Source organism: Dactylosporangium sp. NPDC051484 (genome assembly GCF_040689395.1).
GTDB lineage: Bacteria > Actinomycetota > Actinomycetes > Mycobacteriales > Micromonosporaceae > Dactylosporangium.
Map to the genome: position 1 here is coordinate 14,760 of NZ_JBFAZX010000024.1, position 22,091 is coordinate 36,850.

A 22,091-nucleotide genomic window follows, 5' to 3' on the forward strand; every position below is an offset into this window, starting at 1 on the left:
ATGGCCGAGCCCGCGCCGGTCCCCGCGGCCGGATCGCTCTGGCGCGACGCGGACTTCGTGAAGTTCTGGTCCGCGGAGACGCTGTCGCTGCTGGGCGCGCAGATATCGCTCGTCGCGATCCCGCTGCTGGCGGTCACCACCCTGTCCGCCACGCCGTTCGAGATGGGCGTCGTCACCGCCGCCCAGACGGCCCCGTTCCTGCTGTTCACACTGCTGGCCGGGGTCTGGGTCGACCGGGTCCGGCGGCTGCCGCTGCTGCGCGCCGCGAACTTCGGCCGGGCAGTGGTCTACGGCGTCATCCCGCTGGCGATCGTGCTCGACCTCATGAACATCGGGCTGCTCGGCGTGCTGGTCTTCGTGGGCGCGACGCTGACCGTCGTGTTCGACCTCGCGTACCAGTCCTACCTCCCCTCGCTCGTCGGCAACCACCACCTCATCGACGCCAACGGCCGGCTCGAGGGCAGCCGCTCCTTCGCCCAGGCGGCCGGGCCCGGGCTCGGCGGCCTGCTGGTCGGGGTGCTCACCGCGCCGATCGCGATCGTCGTCGACGCGGCCACGTACCTGATCTCGGCCACGACGCTGCTGACCGTACGGCGCAAGGAGCCCACGCCCGAGCCGGAGCCCGGCCCGCAGACGTCGCTGCTCACCCAGATCGGCCGCGGGGTGCGGCTGGCGGTGTCGAACACCTACCTGCGGGCGCTGGGCGCCGAGGCCGCCACCTACAACCTGTTCAACCAGATGCTGTGGGCGGTGCTCATCCTGTTCCTGTCCCGCAGCCTGCACCTGTCCGCCCTCACCATCGGCATCGCGCTCAGCGCCGAGGGGGTCGGCGCGCTGCTGGGCAGCACCGTCGCGGCCCGGCTCAGCCGCCGCCACGGCCTGGGCCGCACGCTGATCGCCTCCATCGTCGTGGCCAACCTCGCGCCGCTGCTGATCCCGGCCGCGGGCGGCAGCCCCGTGACGGCGGCCGTCATCGTGGGCCTGGCCCTGTTCGTCAACGGGGCCGGGCTGTCCATCTACGCCATCCAGGCGATCAGCGTCCGGCAGGCCGCCGTCACCTCCGACGTGCTGGGCCGCACCAACGCCGGATACCGCTTCGCGGTCACCGGCGCCGCGGCGATCGGCGCCCTCGCGGGCGGCGCGCTGGGCGGCTGGATCGGCCTGCGCCCGACGATGCTCATCGGCGGGCTCGGCACGCTCGCCGCGATCTGGTTCGTCGTGCGCTCCCCCATCCCGCAGTTGCGCGACCTCACCGAGCTGGAACCCGAGTCCGCGACCGCCGAAGCGCGGGCGGCCACAGCAGCAGGAGATCAGCGTTGACCGACACCGTGGACCTCAACGACATCAGGCGCGCGTTGCTCGACATCAAGACCCGGCGGAGCCTGGCGGAGCAGACCGAACGGGAACGCATCGCCCCGGTGCCCCGGGACCAGCGGCTGGCCGTCTCCGCGCAGCAGCGGTTCCTGTGGTTCCTGCATCAGCTCGCGCCCGGCACGCCGATGTACAACGAGCCGTCCGCCTGGCGGCTGCGCGGCGAACTCGACATCCCCGCGCTGCGTGAGGCGTTGCGCGCCGCGGTGGCCCGCCACGAGAGCCAGCGCAGCCGCTTCGGCGACGAGCACGGCGTTCCGTACCAGGTGATCGATCCCCCGCCCGACGCGTGGCCGCTGCCGGTGCAGGAGGGCTCCGAGTCGTCCGTCGGCGACTGGATCGACGCGGGCGTGCGGGCCCCGTTCGATCTGCGGCACGGGCCGTTGTTCCGCTCCTCGCTGCTGCGCATCGCCCCGGACGAGCATGTGCTGCTCCTCGTGTGGCACCACATCGTCGCCGACGGCTGGTCGGTGAAGGTGCTCATCGACGAGATCACAGCCCGCTACACGGCGATCCGGACCGGAGCCGACGTGGCGTTGCCGGAGCTCGCCGTGCAGCCGGCCGACCACGCGGCGTGGCAGCGCCGATGGCTGGCCGGTGGCGAGGCGGACCGGCAGTTCGGCTATTGGCGCGACACGCTCGCCGGGCTGGAGCCGCTGGACGTTCCGACGGACCGGCCGCACCCGGTCCAGCCGACCGGGGCCGGCGCGGTCTTCCAGGCCCGGCTGCCGCGTGAGCTCGGCGACGGCCTTCGCGAGCTGGCCCGGGCCGAGGGCGTCTCCCTCCTCGCCGTGCTGACGGCCGGGTACCAGGTGACGCTGGGCCGATACACCGGGCAGCGGGACATCGCGCTGGGCGCGGTGATGTCGGGGCGGACCCGGCCTGAGGTCGAGCCGATGGTCGGCATGTTCGCCAACACCGTGGTGGTGCGCGGAAACCTCACCGACGACCCCACGTTCCGCCGGCTGGCCCGCCGATGCCACGAGACCCTGCTCGACGCCATCGCCAATCAGGACTTGCCCTTCGGCACCCTGGTCGAGCAGCTCAAGCCCGAGCGCCTGCCGGGTCGTAATCCGCTCTTCCAGCACGTGTTCACGCTGCTGCCCACGCCGATGGTGGCGCAGCCACGGTTCGCGGGGCTGCTGGCGGAGCCGATGACCCGCTGGCCCGGCACGAGCCGGTTCGAGCTTTCGGTACAGATCACCGACTCGCCGCAGGGTCACCTGGACGTGTGGATCGAGTACTCGACCGAGGTCTTCGACGCCGACCGGATCGAGCGGCTGGTGGAGCACTTCACCACCCTGCTCACCGGGGCCCTGGCCGCGCCGGACAGCCCCGTCGACGCGCTGGACGTGCTGTCCGGCGCGGAGCGCGCACGCGTCCTGACCGGCTGGAACCCACCGCCCGCAAGCGCTGACGCCCGCCTGCTGCACGACCTCGTCACGGCGCGCGTCGCCGAAGCGCCCGACCGGGTCGCGATGCGCTTCGACGGCCGCGACCTGAGCTATGACGAGCTGAACCGGCGCTCGAACCGGCTGGCGCACCTGCTCACCGACGACTTCAAGGTCCGCGGCCGCGTGGTGGCGGTGCTGCTGGAGCGCGGATTCGGCCTGCCGGTCGCGGAGCTCGGCGTGCTGAAGGCCGGCGGAGCCTGGCTGGCGCTGGACCCGCAGTATCCCGCCGAGCGGCTGGCGTACCAGCTCAGCGACGCGGCTGCCGCCGTGGTGGTGACCACCTCGGACCTGGCCGATCGGCTGCCCGCCGGCACACCCCGGGTGCTGCTGGACGCCGATGCCCTGGACGGCAGGCCGGACACACCTCCGGCGGTCGACGTCGAGCCGGAGGACACCGCCTATGTGATCTACACATCCGGCTCCACCGGCCGGCCCAAGGGCGTGATGGTGCCGCACCGCGCCATCGTCAACTTCTGCACCGCCTTCGGCGAGCTGTTCGCGGTCACGCCGGCCGACCGTATCCTGCAGTTCTCCAACCCGGCCTTCGACGTGAGCGTCTCGGACATCTTCTCGACGCTGAGCGCCGGGGCGACCATCGTCGGCGCCCCCCGCACCGAACTGCTCGACCCGGACGCGTTGCAGCGCCTGCTCGCCGCGGAGCGGGTGAGCATCGTGGACATTCCGCCGCCGGTACTGGGCATGCTCGATCCGGAGCCGCTGAGCGCCCTGCGCGTGCTGTTCATCGGCATGGAACCGTTCGGCGCGGAGCTGGTGAACCGCTGGGCCCGGCCCGGACGGGAGTTCCACAACGGCTACGGCCCCACCGAGGTCACGGTGACCTGCGTGGACTACCGCTGCCCTCCCGAGCCGCTGGACGGCCCGCCGCCGATCGGCCGGGCGCTTTCCAACCAGCGCGCCTACGTGCTGGACAAGCGGCTCCGGCCGGTGCCGATCGGGGTGGCCGGCGAGCTGCACATGGCGGGCGCCGGGCTGGCCCACGGCTACCTCGGCCGGCCCGACCTGACCGCGGACAAGTTCCTGCCCGACCCGTACGCACCCGGGCCCGGCGAGCGGATGTACGCCACGGGCGACCTCGCACGCTGGCGCGCCGACGGCCAGCTCGAGTTCCTCGGCCGCGTCGACCGGCAGGTCAAGCTGCGCGGGCTGCGCGTCGAGCTGGGCGAGATCGAGCACGTGCTGGCCGGGCACCCGGACGTACGCCAGACCACGGTCGTGGTCAAGGAGCCCGGCACACCGCAGGCGCGGCTGATCGGATACCTGGTGCCGGAACCGGGCCACGAGATCGACCTCGCCGCCGTGCGCGGCCACGCCGCCGAACGGCTTCCGCTGCACATGATTCCGGCCGCGCTGGTCATGCTCGGCGCGCTGCCGCTCACCCCGACCGGCAAGCTCGACCACGCCCGCCTGCCCGACCCCGAGCCGCAGCCGGGCACCGAGTACGTCGCGCCGGACACCGACAAGCAACGACGCCTCGCCGAGATCTGGCAGTCCCTGCTCGGCCTGGACGCCGCACGAGTCGGCACGCAGGACAGCTTCTTCGCCCTGGGCGGCAACTCGCTGCAGGTCACCCAGCTCATCTCCCGCATCCGCGACACGTTCCAGGTGACCCTCGAGCCGCGCCAGCTCTTCACCCACCCGCTGCTCGGCCAGCTCGCCGGCCAGATCGAGCTCGCCCAGCGCCAGCTGCTCGGCGACGACGAGGTCGCACAGCTCGAGGCGGAGATCGCCGGCCTGTCCGAGGAGGAGCTGGACCGGCTGCTGGACGGGGCGAACTGATGGACACGGCCATCGAGCTCACCGGCGAGCAGGAGAAGTTCCGCGCCGAGGTCTGCGAGCTGCTCTGCGAGGATTCGGTACGCGTCGCCGTCGCCCGGTCGCGGCGGATGCCGTACGGGCAGGAGACCGGCCTGCTCGACGTCCACCGGCGACTCGGTGAGCGTGGCTGGCTGGCGGTGAACTGGCCGCCCGAGTACGGCGGCCTCGGTGCCACCCTCGTCGAGAAGGCCATCCTCACCGAGGAGCTGATCCTGCACGGGGTGCCGGACACGGTGCACACCCTCGGCATCGACATCGTCGGCCTGGCGCTGCACCTGTTCGGCACCGAGGAGCAGCGGCGCCGCCTCCTGCCCGGGCTCGCCCGCGGCGAGACCACCGCGAGTGTGCTGTTCAGCGAGCCGGCGATCGGTTCGGATCTCGCCTCCCTCACCACCCGGGCCGAACCCGACGGCGACGGATGGCGGCTCTACGGCCGCAAGCGCTACAGCATGAAGACGCACCAGTCGGACTTCGCCCTGTGCGCCGCCCGCACGTCGAGCGGGCCCGTCGCCTTCCACGGGATCACCCTCTTCATCGTGCCGCTGCGCAGCGTCGGCGTGAGCATCGATCCACTGTGGAACCTCTCCGACGAACGATTCGACGACGTCACCCTCAGCGGCATCCGGGTGAACCGGGCCGACGTGCTCGGCGAGGTCGACGACGGCTGGCAGGTGATCAACCGGATCCTGCCGCTGGAGCGGACCGGGATCGACTCCGCGGCGAAGGCGGCCCGCCTGCTCGACGCGCTGCTGCGGCACGCGGCCACGACCGGCCGGCTGGCGGAGCCGGCGTACGCGCAGCGGCTGCTCGATCTGGACGCGCGGGTGCGCGCGGCCCGCCTGCTCGCCTGGCGCTGCGTGCTGAACCTCCGCGACGGCCGGCCGGACGAGGTCCACTCCGCCACCGCGAAGTGGTACAGCTCCGAGGTCGCCAAGGAGCTGTCCGGCCTGGCGCTGGAGGTCACCGGGTTGGACGGCGTGCTCGACGCGCGCGACGCCGCGGCGGTGGCCGACGGTGTCTTCGACGCGGCGTACCGGGAGGCACCCGGGCTGACGCTCGCCGCGGGAACCTCGGAGATCATGCTGTACTTCGTCGGCACGTCGGGACTGGGGCTGCCCTCGTGACCGCGTTCACGAAATTCCTCGACACGGAGCTCGCACCGCTCGTACGCCGGATGGCGGACCGGCCACGGCACCCGGACGGCGCCGACGACGAGACCGGCAACCGGCAGATCCGCGCCATGGTGTGGCAGGGGCTGGCCGAGATCGGGCTGCCCACCCGGCAGCAGGATCTGGTCGAGCTGGCCGAGCTGCTGGGCTCGGTCCTGTACCAGGGCCCGTTGCTCGACACCGTCAGCGCCGGCGACCTGCTGGCGCGGGCCGGGCTGGACGGGCTGATCCGCAAGGGGGAAGCCGTCGCGCTGGCGATCCGCGCGCACGGCGCCGCGAGCCCGGCTGAGCTCGCCCCGGTCGTCACGGAGCACGGCCTGCTCAGCACCCGGCGCTACTTCGTGGGATTCGCCGCCGAGGTCGAGCACCTCGTCGTGGTCGGCGACCGGCTCGCGCTCGTGCCCCGCGACCACCCGACGGTCACCCTGCGCCGCTACGAGGAGACGGGCCGCGGCGAGCTCTTCGACGTCCGGTTCACCGGCACCCCCGTCACCGCCTGGATCGGTGACGGCGAACAGTGGCGCCCGGCGCTGGCCACCGCCCGGATCCGGCAGGCCGCATACCTGGTCGGCCTCAGCCAGGGCGCGCTGGACCTCGCCGTCCGCTACGCGACCGCTCGCCGCCAGTTCGGCCAGCCGATCGGGCGGTTCCAGGCCCTGGCGTTCCGGCTGGCCGAGCTGGGCATCCGCATCGACGCCGCCCGGCTGCTGACCCGGGACGCGGCGCGGGAGGCCGAGCGGGGGCTCGACGCCCGCCTGGTCGCCGCGCAAAGTCTCGCGACCGCCGCCGAGCTGGCCCGCACCGTCACCACCGCGGCGATGCAGATCCACGGTGCGGCGGGCATGACGTCCGGCAACGACGCCCAGGTGTTCTACCGCCGGGCGGCGATCGAGGCGCTGTGGCTGGGCTCGCCGACCCAGCTGCGTGCCGAGGCCGCCCCACTGCTGCTCGAGCGCGTCTCAGACCGATAGCGTCACGAGGGTCGTCACGGCGAGGACGACGGCGGCGATGACGAGGCTGATCCGCATGCCGGCGGAGAAGCCGGCCTGGCTGGCCACCAACGCGCCGAAGACCGCCACCGCGATCGCGCCGCCGACCTGCCGGATGGTGTTGAGCACCCCGGCCGCGGTGCCGGCCCGCTCCGCCTCGACGGTGCCGAGCAACAGCCCGGTCAGCGCGGGGACGGCCAGCGCGCCGGCGAAGCCGACGGGCACGGCCACCAGCGCCACCAGCGCGGGCGGGGTGTCGGCGTCGACGAACAGCAGCAGGATCAGGCCGGTGACGGTGCCCGCCTGGCCGATCACCATCGGCAGCCGCGGGCCGAAGCGCTGGATCACCTTGGCCGCGACGAACAGGTTGGAGATCGCCACCAGCGCGGTCGCCGGGACGAACATCAGCCCGGCGGCGAACGCGCTCTGGTGCAGCACCTTCTGGAAGTACAGGCTGAGCAGGAAGATCGTGCCGTACCAGGCCACGTTGACGGCGAAGCCGGCGGCGATCGACATCGACACCGGGCGCAGCCGGAACAGCCCGAGCGGCATCGTCGGATGCTCCTGCCGGGACTCCACGATGAGGAAGGCGATCACCGCGACCGCGGCGAGCACGAACGCGCCGATCACCTCGGGCTCGCCGTAGCCGCGGGCGCCGCCCTCGATCACGCCGATGGTGAGCCCGGCCAGGCCGAGGATGGCGAGCAGCTGCCCGAGCAGGTCCAGCGGCGCCGCCCGGCGCGGCGACCGCGGCGCCCGGCGCAGCAGGAGCAGGCCGATGACGCCGATGGGCACGTTGATGAAGAAGATCACGCGCCAGCTCCACGCGCTGGTGAGCAGGCCGCCGACGGCCGGGCCGACGGTGGTGGCGATGGCGCCGCCCGCGGTCCAGGTGGCGATCGCCCGGGTGCGCTGGTGCGCGTCCGTGAACGCCTGGCGCACCATCGCGAGCGAGGCCGGCATGGTCAGCGCCGCGGCCACGCCCTGCACCAGCCGGGCCGCGACCAGCATCCACATCTCGGTGGCCATGCCGCACGCGACGGAGGCGAGCGTGAACAAGGCCAGGCCGCCGGCGAACGCGCGGCTCGCCCCGACCCGGTCGCAGAACGCACCCGCGGAGAGCATGAGCGCCGCGAACGTCAGGGTGTAGCCGTCGACGATCCACTGCAGGCCGGCGATGCCGCCCTTGAGATCGTTGCCGATCGCCGGCAGCGCCACGTTGACGACCAGGGCATCGAGCGAGATCACGACGAACCCGAGCAGGGCCGCCGCGAGCACCGCGTTCGGGGCGACCGACCGGTGTTGGACCGGGGCGAGCGGGGTCTGGGCCGGTGGCGTGGCAGTTGCCATGTCAGATCCCTTGAAGTCGCTCGGACAGGGGTGAGTTCGTGGCTTGTCGGCAGCAGATCTGACCCGCCGACCGTAACTCGCGCGCAACCGGCGTTCCTGGGTGTGGTACACCCCCTCTTCCCCTTGCGACGCGACGTGACGCCGACAGACTGGAGTCGTGACGACGAGCCGCGGCGACGAACTGGGACGATTTCTGCGCGCGCACCGCGCGGCGGTGCTGCCGCAGGACGTCGGCCTGCCCGGGGGCACCGGCGTGCGGCGCACTCCGGGGCTGCGCCGTGAGGAGGTGGCCACGCTGGCCGGCGTGAGCGTGGACTACTACACCCGGCTGGAGCGCGGCAAGGAGACCCGGCCCAGCGCGTCCGTGATCGACGCGCTCGCCGGCGCCCTCCGGCTGACCCGCGACGAGCACGACCACCTGCACGAGCTGGCGAGCCGGCGCCCCGCGCAGCCCTCGCGGGCCGAGCTGTCACGATATGTGCGCCCGGGCGCCCGGCACCTGCTGGAGGCGCTGCGCCCCAACCCCGCCTACGTGGTCAGCCCGATCAACGACCTGCTGGCCGCCAACCCGGCCGGCCTGCGCCTGCTCGCCGGCATCGACTCGTGGCCGGTGCGGCAGCGCAACATCATCCGCTACGTCTTCCTGCACCCGGCCGCCCGCCGCCTCTACGAGGACTGGGACGAGATGGCCCCGGGCGTGGTCGCCCACCTGCGCGCGATGGCGGGGGAACACGCGCACACCCCGCAGTTCGTCGAGCTGGTCGGCGAGCTGACGGTCAAGAGCGACGAGTTCGCCGGCCTGTGGCAGCGCTACGAGCTCGACGCGCACACCAACGGCCGCAAGCGCTTCCGTCACCCCACGGTCGGTCGCCTCACCCTGGGCTATGAGGCGATGAGCCTCAACGGCACCGACGGGCAGCGGCTGATCGCGTACTACGCTGCGCCGAACACCACCGACTACGACGCCGTGGTGCTGCTCGACATGGGCGACCCGACGCTGGACGCGCCGCCGGCGGCCCGCGACGACTGGCCGCCGAGCCAACACCGGACCGAGACCGACCACCGGTAACCAGGAGAAATTCCGAGCTACCGCGATGTCCGTCGTGGTCCGGACCGCCACTCCCGTGGCCTCACCGCCCGCGTGTAGTCACGGTCCAAAACGGAGTCTGCCATTCCTCGAGATCCGCTCGGAGACCGGCGATCCACCTCCGCCAAAGGCGGCCAAGGTCGTTGCGCCGCCCGCTTACCAACCGGCGAACGGTCAGCTACACTCATCGCCACATACGAATAAGGAAAGTTTCTTAACAGATGCAAGCCCACGGGCACCCAACCAAAGGGGTCGATGCCATGCGACGACCGAAACTCCTCACCGGCGTGGCGACGGCGGCGGTTCTCGCCGGGGCCACTGTCACCGCCACCGCTCTGACCGCCGGTACCGCGTCCGCCGCCACGGGTTACGCGGTAGCACCCTACGTCGACCTGTCCTCCGGCAGCGCCGGCATGCTGGACACGGCGACCGCCTCCGGCGGGCTGACCGCCTTCACGGCAGCCTTCATCCTCGGCAGCGGCTGTACCCCGATCTGGGGTGACACGCTGCCCATCACCAGCTCCACCGCCAACCCGTACATCCAGCGGGCCCAGTCGCGCGGGGTCAAGGTGATCATCTCGTTCGGCGGTGCTGGCGGGGTCGAGCTGGGCCAGTCCTGCACGAACGTCAGCTCGCTCACCGCGGCGTACCAGAGCGTGATCAACTACTACCACGTCGACCACCTCGACTTCGACGTCGAAGGCGCCGCCATCGCCGACACGACGTCGATCAACCGCCGCTTCCAGGCGATCAAGAACCTGCAGAACGCCAACCCCGGCCTGAGCATCTCCCTCACCATCCCGGTGCTGGAGAACGGCCCGGACGGCAACGGCGCGAACTTCCTGCGGGCCGCCGTCACCAACGGCGTGGCCGTCGACGTCATCAACGCGATGACGATGGACTACGGCCACCCGGTCGCCGACATGGCCGCCGCGGCGAAGACGGCGGCGACGGGCACGCTGAACGCGGCGCGCGCCGCGGGGTTCACCAACGCCACCTACGCCAACATCGGGATCACCCCGATGATCGGCAACAACGACAGTGCCGGCGAGGTCGTCAGCCAGGCCAACGCGCAGAGCATCGTGTCCTGGGCGAAGTCCAACGGCGTCGGGCGGCTCGCCTTCTGGTCGATCGGCCGGGACCAGCCGTGCCCGGGCGGCGGGGTCTCCCCGAACTGCTCCGGCCTCGGTGGCTCGTCGCTCGACTTCACGAAGATCTTCTTCGGTGGCGGTACCGGTAACCCGCCGCCCACCACCACCGCGCCGCCGACCACCCCGGGCGGCGGAGGCGGCGGAGCCTGCAACGCGGCCGCGTGGAACGCGTCGACCGCCTACTCCGGCGGCGCCGTCGTGTCCTACAACGGCCGCAAGTACACGGCGAAGTGGTGGACTCAGGGCGACCAGCCGAACCTCAACGTCGGCGACGGCAAGCCGTGGACCGACAACGGTGCGTGCACCGGCGGTGGCGGCGGCACGACCACCACCCCGCCGGGCGGCGGAGGCACGACCACCACGCCGGGCGGCGGCGGCACCAGCACGGCCGCGCCGTGGGTGAGCGGCCACGCGTACAAGGTCGGTGACGTCGTGTCCTACAACGGGCGCAGCTACCGGTGCCTGCAGGCACACACGTCGCAGCCGGACTGGAACCCGCCGGCCGCGCCGAGCCTCTGGCAAGCGATCTAGCTAGTACCGCCGCAGAGCAACGAATCAGCCCGCGGGTGGAGCTCCTTCCACCCGCGGGCTGCGGCCTTTCCAGCGCGGCGGTCAGCGCGCGGAGTCTGCGGGCACCGATGAGCCGGTGACGCGGCGACGGCGGGCGCGCTGACGGCAGGTGGCACCGCAGTAGCGGGCCGGCCGGCCGGTGGTCCGGACCCGCAGTCGGGCCCCGCATTCCACGCAGTGCTCCACGATGTCGCCGGCGGTTTCGTGACGCCGGCGCGGGAACGTGTCACGCAACGTGCCGCCTTCCGTGACGGCCGGGGCGCGCAGCCCGTCGAGCATCAGCCGCACCAGCCGCACGCTGCGCGACCGGCTGCGGTGTGCCGCCCGCAGCGCGGCTCCGCCGACGGCCAGGGCGACCAGATCCTCGGCCTGCACGTCGGCGCGTATCGCACCGGCCCGTATCGCGTTGCGCAGCAGGACGTCCAGCGCCTGGCCGAACCGCTGCGACGCAGCGGCGAGGGTGGCGCGCGGCCAGGTCCGGTCGGCGGTGAGCGCGTCGCAGACGCGCTGGCCGCCGGCTGACTTCTCGATCACCTCGAACAGGAACCCAAGCAGCGCATCACCGGGCGCGGCGCGACCGGCCCACCGGCCGGCGGCTGCTGCCAGACTCTCGGTGTGCTCGGCGAGCACCGCCTCTACCAGGATCTCCTTGCTCGGGAAGTGGCGGTAGACGGTGCCGGCGCCGACACCGGCGCGCTGGGCGATCCGGCCCAGCGGCACCTCGAGTCCCTCCTCGGCGAACACCCGCATCGCGGTGTGCAGCACGAGCTGCCGGTTGCGGCGGGCATCGGCACGCTCGGGTGGGGTTGCGGTCATGTCACGTAATCCTTGTCCGCGGCAGGAAACGGATGGATCGTTCCGGATCATGTCAGTATTCAGCAACTCCCCCATTCTCGTCACCGGCGCCACCGGCAAGCAGGGCGGTGCCACCGCGCGGCGACTGCTGGCGCAGGGCCGGCCGGTGCGGGCCCTTGTGCGCGACCGGACCGCACCGGCAGCCGTCGCGCTGGCCGCCGCCGGTGCCCAGCTCACGCACGGCGACTTCGACGATCCGGCGAGCCTCGCGCCCGCACTCGACGGCGCCGCCGCCGTGTTCGCCGTACCGCCGGTGGCCTTCGGGCCGTCCGGAGCCGACACGGATCTCGAAGTGGTGCGCGGCCGGGCGCTGATCGATGCGGCGGCCGCGGCAGGGATCGAGCAGGTGGTGTTCAGCACCGTCGCCTCGGCCTCGACCACGTCGCAGACCTCGGCCGGGAAGGCGCTGATCGAGCGGTACCTGCACGACCACATCGCACTGCCCACCGTGCTGCGCCCGGTCCGGTTCATGACCAACTATCTCGGCGTGGGGGTGGCCGGCATCGACGGCATCTCCGGCGGCGTGCACCGGCACCTGTTCACGCCGAACAAGCCCATGCAGATCATCGCGCTGGAGGACATCGCCGAGTTCGCCGCGCTCGCGTTCGCCGATCCGGCCCGCTTCGCCGGACGGACGCTGGAGCTGGCCGGCGACCAGCCGACCCCGGTCGAGGCGGTCGCCGCGATCACCGAGGCGACCGGCATCCCGATCCGCTACGAGCAGCTCACCGACGCGCAGGCCGCGGCGATCGGCCCCGAGGTCGCCGAGGTCAGCCGACGCTGGCAGGCCGGACACCGCTGGCATGCCGACATCGAGGCGCTACGCGTCATCCACCCTGGAATGCGCACCCTCACCGACTGGCTCACCGAATCCGGCGCCGCCGCCATACGCGGCCGCCTGCTGTCATGACTGCCGGTCACGGGCTGACCGCGCCGTTGATGGGATGGTGTACCGCAGCCGGGACGGCGATGTAGTGGTGGCCCGTGCGGCGCTCGTAGGTCAGGCCGCGCCAGCCGAGGACGGCGGCCAGCAGGAGGGCCAGGCCGGCGACGCCGAAGCCCGCCCGAGGTCCGGCGGCGCCGGCGACCCATCCGATGAACGGGCTGGTGGCGGGCTCGCAGCCGGGCAGCGCCATGTTCCAGGCGGCGTTGACCCGGCCTCGCATGCCAGGGTCGGACTCCAGCTGGACGAGGGTGTTGGCCGACGAGATGAACCAGATCGACACGCACCCGGTGACGGCCATGCCGACGAAGGCGAGCGCGACGTTCGGGGCGTACGCCGTGGCCAGGATCGACGCGCCGGTGGCCGCGGCGAGCACGGCGACGGTACGGCCGCCGGGCCTGGTCGGGCCGGAGGCGGCGAGCAGGGCGCCGGGGATGGAGCCGATGCCGAAGGTGGCCATGAGCAGACCGAAGCCGGCCCCGCCGAGCTGGAGCACGCCGGTCGCCAGCAGCGGGACCGGGACGTTGAGGTTGAACAGCATGCCGGCCGCCGCGGCCAGCACCAGGCAGGCCCGGATCGTCGGGTTGTTCCAGGCGTACCGCAGCCCGCCGCCCTTCGACTCGGTGCGCTGCGGCGCGGGGGCGCCGCGCTCGGGACGGTGGCGCAGGACGACCCGCAACGGCGGCAGGAACGACAACGCGTTGAGGACACAGCACGCGGCGACGCCGAGGGTGCCGAGGACCAGGCCGCCGAGGGCCGGGCCGAGGACTCTCGACGCGTTGAGGACGACCTCGTTCAGGGCGATGGCGCTCGTCACCCGCTCGGCGCCGACCAGCTCGATGACGTACACCTGCCGCGCCGTGCTGTCGGGGGCGCTGATGACGCCGGTCGCCGCCGCAATGACGAACAGCATCCACATCCGGGTCGCTCCGGTCGCGGCGAGGACGGCGACCAGGACGGACAGGACCGTGAACAGGATCTGCGTCGCGATCAGCACCCGGCGGGGCCCGATCCGGTCGACCAGCCGACCGGCGAACGGGCCCATGACGAACAGCGGCAGGAACATGCAGGACGTCATGAGGCCCAGCTCGACGCCGCTGCCGGTCAGCTGCAGCACGAGCCAGGACAGGGCGACGCCCTGGGTCATCGAGCCGGAGGAGGACAGGATCTGGCTGAGGAACCACTGCCGGAACACCGGCTCCCGCAGCGAGCTGAGCGCCGGGCGCAGGTCGGGCTTGGACCGGGCAACACTGGTCACGAGCCCCCGGAACGAGAAACCGCCCAAGTCCACCCACCGTCCTTGATCCGTGACAAATCGCGACCAGCAGATCGCAGCGTATCAATCAAGTTCTTGAACCGGCTTGCTTTGCGATCGCTTCGCGTATGGCCGGGACGATCTCACCGGCCCAGCGGCGGAGGGAGATGACGTCCGGTGTGCCGCCATCGGGCGAGAAGAGCATGAAGCCGGACGCGTCGTGCTCCAGCACCGCCCAGGCGGCCGACCCTGGGTTCAACTGCCGGGGCAACCTGACCCCCGCACGCACCGTGCGCCCGACCGTGCAGGCACTGCTCGACCGTCTCGAACCCACCCCGGCCGTGCTGCTCAACCGGCTCAGCGACATCCTCGCCCATACCGCGGGCTATGAGCGGCTGGCCAGATCATTCGGGCTGCTGGACGCGACACCGCCCAACCTCGCCCGGTTCGTGTTCACCGACGGCCGGGCACGCAGCGTGTACCCCGACTGGGACCAGATCGCCGACGAGCAGGTCGCCGCGCTCAAGCAAGGCCCGTTCCGGGCAGACCCGCACACGGCTGCCCTGACAGACGAGCTGACCGTCACCGCCGGCGACGCCTTCACGCGGCGAGTCGACACCGTTCCGGGGCTGGCGAAGTCCAACGGCATCCACCGTCTTGCCCACCCCGAGACGGGCATGCTCCGGCTCGCGTACGAGACGCTCGAACTCGCCGCCGACGACGACCAGCGTCTGGTCGTTCACCTGCCCGCCGACGCGGCGACATCCGTCGCGCTCGACCGCCTCAACAGCCACCGATCACAGCCGCTACGCCTCGTGGTCGGATGACATCGACCCGGCGACGCATGGCAACCGCCTGTGGAACCGCCAGACCAGGATCGGCTGGCGGCGTCCACGACGGTGCGGCCGCTGACTCAGCCGTGCGGTGGCGTCACGCCGGCTCTTGGACCGCGGCCACGTATGGGCGGCCCTCCCGCCATGCGGCGACCTGCTCGGGCCGGCCGAACACCTGCAGGTACTCCTCAACCGACCCCAGCGCGGCGCTGCCGACGTGGTACGCGTCGAACTCCGGCTCGCCATCGCCGACGAACACGTCCAGCGGCTCCACGACGGTGTCGAGGCTCGGGTGGATGAAGACCGCCGTGGAGCGGCGGGTGACGGTGCCGCCGGCGACGACACGGTGCCGGCCCGGCTTGAGCAGCCCGTTGGTCCAGTTGGTCAGCAGCGAGCCGGTGAAGACCTGCAGGGCGCCGGGCACGATCGGCACCGAGGCCCAGGTCCCGTCGGGAAGCTGGCCCTGCAGGCCCGCGTAGTCGCCCTCCTGATGCAGCACGGTAAGCACGGTGCTGTCGGCGTGCTCGAGCAGCAGGAGCTTCTCCTCGTCGGTGCCGGGGTCCGGGTAGGTCCACGTCGGATAGTCGTTGACGACGAGCGTCGTGTACTCCAGCGCGGGTCCGGGGAAGGTCTCGACCGGCAGTCCGAGCGCCCGGGAGTACAGGGCCAGCACGCGGCGGGCCACGCCGACGTTGGCGTCGTGGTAGGCACGGGCCACCTCGCGCAGCCCTGGCTCCTGCGGCGGCCAGACGTTGGCGTGGGCGAAGACGTCGAGGTATTCGTCCGGCACGCTGGCGGCTGCCGCGCTTGCGGAGTCGTCGTACTGGCCGAAGCTGAAGCGCTCCAGCTCCAGCCGTCCGTAGTCGTCCGGCCACTGCCGCCAGCCGCGATACGGGTGGGCCGTCGGGCTGGCGAGCTGCTCCTTGTCCGCCTGCGGCAGGGCGAGGATGCGGCCGATGCCGCCGTGGAAGTCGTCGATGAGCTGCTGCGGCACGCCATGGTTGACGACCTGGAGGATGCCCAGCTGCTCGCCCGCGGCACGCAGCCGGGTCAGTTCTTCGCTGCCGGGCTCCGCTACCGACGCGGCCTCGAGGTCGATGACGGGAACACTGACGATCTCGGTGGTCATGGTCGACTCCTCTCAGTGCAGGGCGGTGTTGATGATGTCGGCGAGCGTGGCCGGTCCCGTGTCCCGGACCGTGGTGACCGACGCCTGCGGGGCGGCCTCGGTGAAGCGCTGGACCTCGGCGTCGGTGAGAGCGCCGTCCCCGCTGCGCACGAGCAGCGGCGGGTGGCGCAGCGCCGGCAGGCGCTCCCACAGCGGCTCGTCCTGCGGGCCCGGGCCGGGCAGGGAGTCGACGAGCAGCAGGCGGCCGATCGCGGCCGGGTTTCGGGTCGCGGCGTGCAGCGCGACGCGGGCGCCGAGCCCCTGGGCGAGCAGCAGCCGGTGCCGCGGCGCGAAGGAGCCGATCGCCTCGACGATGGGCCGGGCGAGCCGGCCGGCGGACGGGGCCTCCTGCACCGTGCCACTGGAGCGGCCGTGGCCGGGCAGGTCCAGCGCGGCGGCCGGACGATCCACAGTGGACAATAGCGTGTCGAAGCTGCGGGCGTCGGCGCCGGCGTCGTGCAACAGGGCGATGTCGGGGGCGCCGTTGCCCCAGACGACGGCGCTGACGTGGCCGCCGGAGGTGACGTTCACCCAGCGGCGGATGACGACCGGCGGGTGGTCGGATCGGGCGAGCAGGTCGGCGAACTCGTTCTCAACCGCTCTGGTGTGGACGGTCATGCGCGGACTCCTCCGATCGAGGTCGTGGGTTCGGTCCGGGGCAGCGCCGCCGGGTCGAGGTGGCACCGCACGAAGTGCCCCGGCTCCGCTTCGGCGAGGGGCGGTGCGGTGACATCGCACAGCCCGGCGATGCGCCGGGCGCAGGCGTGAAAGAACAGGCAGCCGGCGCCGTTGACGAGCGCCGGCTGGGATGGCTCGGACGGGGCCGCGCCGACGAGCGTTGCCGTGTAGGGATGATGCGGTCCGGCGAGGACCGGACCGGCCGGGCCCTGCTCGACCAGGACGCCGCGGTAGAGCACGGCGACGCGATCCGCCAGGTAGCCCACGACGGCCAGGTCGTGGGAGATGAACAGGTAGGCGGTGCCGGTGCGTTCGCGCTGCTCCGCGAGCAATTCGAGCATGGCGGCCTGCACGCTCACGTCCAGCGCGGAGACGGGCTCGTCGCAGATGACCAGCTCGGGCGCCCCGGCGAAGCTGCGGGCGATGGCGACGCGCTGCTTCTGCCCGCCGGAGAGCTGCCCGGGCCGGCGCCGCAGCAGTTCCTCGTCGAGCCGGGTGCGCGCGGCGAGGGCGGCGACGCCAGGTTTGCCGCGCAGCGTTCGCAGGGCGCGCTTCAGGATGCGCCACACGGGCTGGCTCGGGTTGAGGGTCGTGTCGGGGTCCTGGAAGACCATCTGGATCCGCCTCCGGAGCGCCGGGGAGCGGCGGCGCAGCCCGGCCGGCAGGGCGGCACCGGCGAAGCGGAGCTGTCCGGTCCCCTCGGCGTGCAGCCCGGCGATGGCCCGGGCGAGGGTGGTCTTGCCGCTGCCCGACTCCCCCACGAGCCCCACGACCTCGCCGGCACCGATGGTCAGGTCGACGTGGTCCAGCACGGCGGTGTCGCCGTAGCCGCGGACGAGGCCGCGGACCTCCAACAGCGGTGGTTGACCGGGCTCAGGACGTACCGTTGCCGCGGTTTGGCTTGTCACCTCGGCCGTGATGCGGGGCGCGGTGCCCGGGCGCAGGCAGCGCACCACTCGTCCGGGGACGGCCCGCTCATCGAGGGCGGGCTCGGCCGTCGTGCAGGCCGCTTCAGCGACCGGGCACCGGGCGGCGAACACGCAGCCGGGGCTCGTCGCGCCGAGCACCGGCAGCCGGCCGGCGATCGGGGCGAGCCGGCGGACGCGGCGCGGCATGCCGAGGCGCGGGGCGCTGTCGAGCAGGCCTGCGGTGTACGGGTGCGCCGGGTCGCCCAGGATGCCGGCCGCGGGCCCGGACTCGACCAGGCGGCCCGCGTACAGGACGCCGACCCGGTCGCAGTGCCGCCCGACCAGGTCGAGGTCGTGGCTGATGAGCACCACGGCGGCGGCCAGTTCGGCGCGCAGCCGGGCGAGCAGGTCGAGCACGTCGGCCCGCACGGCGGCGTCCAGCCCGGTCGTGGGCTCGTCGAGCACGATCAGCCGGGGCCGGGCGGCGAGCACGCCGGCGATCATGACCCGCTGCCGCTGGCCACCGGAGAGCTGGTGCGGGTAGCGGCGGGCGGCCTCGCCGGGCAGCCGGACGCGTCGCAGGAGCTCGGTGGCCTCCGCAGCGGCGGCACCGCGGCCCAGTCCGCGCAGCCGCAGCACCTCGGCGAGCTGTGTGCCGACCCGCATCGTCGGGTCGAGGGCGCCGGCCGCGTCCTGGTGGACGAAGGCGACGCCGGTGCGACGCCACCGCCGCAGCCCGGCCGGGTCGAGCGCGAGGATGTCGGTGCCGTCCACCGTCACCCGGCCGCCGGTGTGCCGCCCGCCGGGCTGCAGGTGCCCGCCGAGCAGGTAGCCGAGGGTCGTCTTGCCGCAGCCGGACTCGCCGACGACCCCGAACGTCTCACCCGGTGTGACGGCGAAGGAGACCTCGTGCAGTACCGTCGCCGGACCGTAAGCGGCGGACAGCGCCTCCACCCGCAGCCCGGCGGTCACCGCGCCTCCAGCCGGTGCCGCAGCGCGTCGCTGAGCAGCGCGACCGCCACCACGAGCGAGCCGATGGCCAGCGCCGGCGCGAGGACGGTCCACGGCGCCACCTGGAGCCAGACGCGGTTGTCGGACACCGCGGCGCCCCACTCGGGCGAGCCCGGCGGCTGGCCGAGGCCCAGGAACGACAGGGTCGCGGCGGCGAAGACGGCGTCACCGAGCCGGGTGGTCGCCTCGACCAGCACCGTGGCCCGGATGTTGGGCAGGATCTCGCGGACCATCAGCGACGGCAACGGCTCGCCGCGCAACCGGGCGGCGTCGACATACGGCTTCTCCCGCTCGACCAGGGTGGCGGCGCGCACCGACCGGGCGACGATCGGCACGAACGCCGCCCCGACAACGAGGACGACCACCAGCGGCGAGCGGCCGAGCAGGGCGATGAACAGCACCGCGGCGATCACCGTCGGGAACACCATGACGGCGTCGAGGACCCGCATGACGATGTCGTCGAACCAGCCCCGCACGGTGCCGCTGATGAGCCCCACGGCCGTCCCGGCCAGCACGCCGAGCGCGGTGGCCGGCGGCGCCACGACGAGGACCGGCCGGGCGCCGGCGAGGACCCGCGACAGCACGTCCCGGCCGAACTGGTCGGTGCCCAGCCAGTGCCCGGGGCCGGGCGGCCGGAAGCGCACCGTGGGGTCCTGCAGGGCAGGGTCGTGCGGTACCAGGTGCGGCCACAGGGCGGCGACCACGGCCCACAGCAGGATCACCGCGACCGGCACGAGACCGGCCCGGCTCCGCGCCGCGGTGCGCGGCCGGGCGCTCGGCCCGGGGCTACTCATGGCTACTCACCGGGCCACCGCCAAGCGCACCCGCGGGTCGAGCAGGCGGTAGGCGATGTCGGCCAGCAGCGTCACCGTCAGGTAGGCCAGGCCGAGCACCATCGCGGCGGCCTGCAGTGTGGGCACGTCCCGGTCGACGGCCGACTGCAGCAGCAGCGCACCGAGCCCGGGGTAGTTGAACAGCAACTCGACCACGACGAGCCCGCCGAGGAGGAACTGCAGCTGGACGCCGAGCGCGCTGGTCGCCGGGACGGTCGCGTTGCGCAGCACATGGCGGTAGAGGATGCGGGCCGGGGGCGTCCCACGCAGCCGGGCGGCCCGGACATAGCCGCCGTCGACGACGGCGATGGTGCTCGCCCGCACGTGCCGGGCCACGTATCCGGTGCACAGCAGCACCAGCGACAGCGCGGGCAGGAAGAGGTGGCCGAGCACCGCGAGCGGGCCGTCGCCGGGGCCGGCCTGGGCCGAGACCGGGAACCAGCGCAGCTGCACGGAGAAGACGACCAGGAGCACCACGCCGGTGACGAACTCGGGGGTGGCGCCCAACGCGAGACCGGTGGCGCTGATGGTGCGGTCGAGCCAGGTGTCGTGGCGCGCCCCGGCCACGAGGCCCGCGCCCAGCGCGACCGGGACGAGCAGCACGAAGGCGAACAGGGCGAGCGTGAGCGAAGCCACGAGCCGGCCGCCCACGAGCGCGGCGACGGGCTCCCGCAACGTGTAGGAGGTGCCCCAGTCGCCGGTGAGGAAGTGCCCCAGCCACCGGCCGTAGCGCAGCCACAGCGGGTCGTCGAGGCCGAGCTGCCGGTTGTACAGCGCGACGGCCTCCGCGCTCGCCTCCCGGCCGAGCACGGTGCGGCCCACGTCGCCGGGCAGCACGTCAGTGGCGAGGAAGACGAGGATCGAGACGCCGGCCAGGGTCAGCGGCACGGCGGCGAGGCGGCGCAGCAGGAAGGTCCGCATCGGCTCACACCTTCGACACCGAGCCGAAGTCGACGTACTGCGCGGGATGCGCCTGCACGCCCCGGAACTTCTTGCCCTGGAAGGCCCGGACCGCACCGGACCAGTAGGCGATGATCAACGGCACGTCCTCGTGCAGGATCTTCGCCACGGTCGCGGCGGCCGCCTTGCGCGCGGCGTCGGTGGTCGCGGTGTCGTAGGCGTCCGCGGCGGCGTCGAGGGCCGGGTTGGCGTACTTGGAGCCGTTCCATGTGCCGCCGGACTTCACCATCGGGATGATGAGCTGGCTCGGCACCGCCCGGCCGGCCCAGCCGACGAGGTTGGCCTGGGTGAACAGCCACGGCGTGTCCTTGGCCTGGTCGCCGCCGTAGAAGTCCTTGGAGGAGCGCTGGTCCAGCTCGACGGTGATGCCGGCCTGCTTGAGCTGGTTCTGGATGGTGACCGCGTAGTCCTTGTCGGGCGCCTCGAAGGTGAGTGTGAACCGCAGGTCGGTCACGCCCGCGCGCTTGAGCAGCTCGGCGACCTTGGCCTTGTCCAGCGCACGCTGCGGCAGGTCGGTGGGTGCGGCCGGGAACAGTGGCGCCAGCAGGTGGTCGTTGCCGAGGTCGCCGACGTTGCTGCCGATCGACTGCAGGATGGCGGGGCGGCCCAGCGCGTATGCGACCGCCTGGCGCACCTCCTTGCGGTCGAAGGGAGCCAGGTCGGTGCGCAGTGTCAACACGGTGACGCCGGTGCCCTTGACCGTGTCGACGTCGATGGCGCCGGTGGCGGCGAGCGGCTGGGCGAGCGCGGGGCGGCTCAGGAGTTGTACGTCGATGTCACCGCCCTGCAGCGCGAGCAGGTCGGCTTGGTCGTCGGCGTAGAACTTGATCTCAACGCCGTCGAGGTAGGGCCGGCCCGGATCCCAGTAGCGCTCGTTGCGGACCAGGGTGGCGCCTGTCGAGGCGTTGTATGACTTGAGCACGAACGGCCCCGTGCCGATCCCGGCCTTGGTGAAGTCGCCGGCGTAGTCGCGCTTGAGGATGACGGCGTTGTAGTTGCCGGCCGAGACGAGATACGGGAAGTCGGAGAAGGGCCGCTCGAGGGCGAACTCGACGACGCCCGGGGCCGGGGCGGCGACGCCGCCGGCCTTGAGCACGGTGGCGAACGCCGAGAGGGCCGCGGACTTACTCCCCGGGTCCAGGAGCCGGTCGAAGGAGGCCTTCACCGTCTCGGCGTCGACCGGGGTGCCGTCGGAGAACGTCACGCCGGGCCGCAGCTTGAACGTCCAGCGCTTCCCGCCGTCGGCGGACTCCCACGACTCCGCGAGCCGTGGGACGAGCTTGAAGTCCTTGTCGAGCCAGATGAGGTACTCGGCGATCAGCTGGACGATCGCGATCGCGGTGCCGTCGTACATCGTCACCGGGTCGACCGCGGTGGGTGGTGGCGGCGAACCGGCGCGCAGCGTCCCACCCCGCTTCGGTGGCCCGCCCGGCGGCGACCCCTCCGTCCCGCCCGCCGCTCCTTCGCCCACCCCGCACGCACTGAGCAGCGCGGCCAGGCCGCTCGCCCCGATGCCGGCCAAGAGTTGACGACGCTCCACAGCCACCCCCAAAAGACTGTTTTATCTATCTACATAATAGGAATAAGAGCGTCTATGCGATCACGTCGTCCCACATCGCGGAACAGCAGCGGCACCAGGGCCTGGTTGCCCGCCGATGCGCACCGCATAA

At 72.7% G+C, this 22,091-nt stretch carries 17 protein-coding genes; 8 read left to right on the forward strand and 9 right to left on the reverse strand.

The genetic code is table 11. From position 1 onward, the window contains the following. From AB0367_RS29305 to AB0367_RS29320, 4 genes are read left to right on the forward strand one after another with little or no spacing between them, the layout of a single operon-like run. Window positions 1-1,320, forward strand: a complete 1,320-nt coding sequence (locus AB0367_RS29305) for an MFS transporter (RefSeq protein ID WP_366229681.1) — start codon at window positions 1-3, stop codon at window positions 1,318-1,320. After that, window positions 1,317-4,622, forward strand: a complete 3,306-nt coding sequence (locus AB0367_RS29310; RefSeq protein WP_366229682.1) for an amino acid adenylation domain-containing protein — start codon at window positions 1,317-1,319, stop codon at window positions 4,620-4,622. The genes AB0367_RS29305 and AB0367_RS29310 overlap by 4 nt, the downstream gene beginning before the upstream one ends. Continuing rightward, complete coding sequence (locus AB0367_RS29315) at window positions 4,622-5,785, forward strand: acyl-CoA dehydrogenase family protein (RefSeq protein ID WP_366229683.1); 1,164 nt, start codon at window positions 4,622-4,624, stop codon at window positions 5,783-5,785. The genes AB0367_RS29310 and AB0367_RS29315 overlap by 1 nt, the downstream gene beginning before the upstream one ends. Beyond that, window positions 5,782-6,801 carry an acyl-CoA dehydrogenase family protein gene (locus tag AB0367_RS29320; RefSeq protein WP_366229684.1) on the forward strand — a complete coding sequence of 340 codons (1,020 nt, stop codon included), beginning with the start codon at window positions 5,782-5,784 and terminating at the stop codon, window positions 6,799-6,801. The genes AB0367_RS29315 and AB0367_RS29320 overlap by 4 nt, the downstream gene beginning before the upstream one ends. Here the strand turns inward: AB0367_RS29320 and AB0367_RS29325 are convergent. Further along, entirely contained in the window at window positions 6,790-8,169 is a 1,380-nt protein-coding gene (locus tag AB0367_RS29325) for an MFS transporter (protein ID WP_366229685.1), read from the reverse strand. The genes AB0367_RS29320 and AB0367_RS29325 overlap by 12 nt on opposite strands. A gap of 157 nt (window positions 8,170-8,326) precedes the next feature. On the opposite strand from AB0367_RS29325, the gene AB0367_RS29330 reads away from it, so the two are divergent. Both AB0367_RS29330 and AB0367_RS29335 read left to right on the forward strand, forming a co-directional pair. Further along, on the forward strand, window positions 8,327-9,238 hold the full coding sequence (locus tag AB0367_RS29330) for a helix-turn-helix transcriptional regulator (protein ID WP_366229687.1): 912 nt from the start codon (window positions 8,327-8,329) through the stop codon (window positions 9,236-9,238). A gap of 278 nt (window positions 9,239-9,516) precedes the next feature. Beyond that, window positions 9,517-10,938, forward strand: coding sequence for a carbohydrate-binding protein (locus AB0367_RS29335; RefSeq protein ID WP_366229688.1), 1,422 nt, complete (start codon window positions 9,517-9,519; stop codon window positions 10,936-10,938). 81 nt (window positions 10,939-11,019) lie between these two features. Here the strand turns inward: AB0367_RS29335 and AB0367_RS29340 are convergent, their stop codons facing one another. Then, the gene (locus tag AB0367_RS29340; RefSeq protein ID WP_366229689.1) at window positions 11,020-11,793 is read right to left on the reverse strand and encodes a helix-turn-helix domain-containing protein; all 774 of its coding nucleotides are present in this window, start codon (window positions 11,791-11,793) and stop codon (window positions 11,020-11,022) included. Between the two features lie 49 nt (window positions 11,794-11,842). On the opposite strand from AB0367_RS29340, the gene AB0367_RS29345 reads away from it, so the two are divergent. Then, window positions 11,843-12,742, forward strand: a complete 900-nt coding sequence (locus AB0367_RS29345; RefSeq protein WP_366229690.1) for an NmrA family NAD(P)-binding protein — start codon at window positions 11,843-11,845, stop codon at window positions 12,740-12,742. Between the two features lie 7 nt (window positions 12,743-12,749). Here AB0367_RS29345 and AB0367_RS29350 read toward each other — a convergent pair whose 3' ends face one another. Continuing rightward, complete coding sequence (locus AB0367_RS29350; RefSeq protein WP_366229691.1) at window positions 12,750-14,066, reverse strand: MFS transporter; 1,317 nt, start codon at window positions 14,064-14,066, stop codon at window positions 12,750-12,752. A gap of 131 nt (window positions 14,067-14,197) precedes the next feature. Here AB0367_RS29350 and AB0367_RS29355 point away from each other — a divergent pair, with 131 nt between their 5' ends. Next, window positions 14,198-14,857: a hypothetical protein gene (locus tag AB0367_RS29355; RefSeq protein ID WP_366229692.1), complete on the forward strand. Its 660-nt coding sequence runs from the start codon at window positions 14,198-14,200 to the stop codon at window positions 14,855-14,857. A gap of 103 nt (window positions 14,858-14,960) precedes the next feature. On the opposite strand, the gene AB0367_RS29360 is transcribed toward AB0367_RS29355, so the two are convergent. Genes AB0367_RS29360 through AB0367_RS29385 form a run of 6 tightly spaced genes read right to left on the reverse strand, consistent with a single transcriptional unit; the run spans window position 14,961 to window position 21,967 of the window. Beyond that, complete coding sequence (locus AB0367_RS29360) at window positions 14,961-15,992, reverse strand: 2-oxoglutarate and iron-dependent oxygenase domain-containing protein (RefSeq protein WP_366229693.1); 1,032 nt, start codon at window positions 15,990-15,992, stop codon at window positions 14,961-14,963. A 12-nt stretch (window positions 15,993-16,004) separates the two neighbouring features. Further along, the gene (locus AB0367_RS29365; protein WP_366229694.1) at window positions 16,005-16,649 is read right to left on the reverse strand and encodes an alpha/beta fold hydrolase; all 645 of its coding nucleotides are present in this window, start codon (window positions 16,647-16,649) and stop codon (window positions 16,005-16,007) included. Beyond that, window positions 16,646-18,589: an ABC transporter ATP-binding protein gene (locus AB0367_RS29370; RefSeq protein WP_366229695.1), complete on the reverse strand. Its 1,944-nt coding sequence runs from the start codon at window positions 18,587-18,589 to the stop codon at window positions 16,646-16,648. The genes AB0367_RS29365 and AB0367_RS29370 overlap by 4 nt, the downstream gene beginning before the upstream one ends. Then, a complete protein-coding gene (locus tag AB0367_RS29375; RefSeq protein ID WP_366229696.1) occupies window positions 18,586-19,422 on the reverse strand; it encodes an ABC transporter permease in 837 nt (278 codons plus the stop codon). Before AB0367_RS29375 ends, AB0367_RS29370 begins: the two co-directional genes overlap by 4 nt. A 6-nt stretch (window positions 19,423-19,428) precedes the next feature. Next, on the reverse strand, window positions 19,429-20,382 hold the full coding sequence (locus AB0367_RS29380) for an ABC transporter permease (protein WP_366229697.1): 954 nt from the start codon (window positions 20,380-20,382) through the stop codon (window positions 19,429-19,431). 4 nt (window positions 20,383-20,386) lie between these two features. Next, complete coding sequence (locus tag AB0367_RS29385; RefSeq protein ID WP_366229698.1) at window positions 20,387-21,967, reverse strand: ABC transporter substrate-binding protein; 1,581 nt, start codon at window positions 21,965-21,967, stop codon at window positions 20,387-20,389. Window positions 21,968-22,091: the final 124 nt, after the last annotated feature.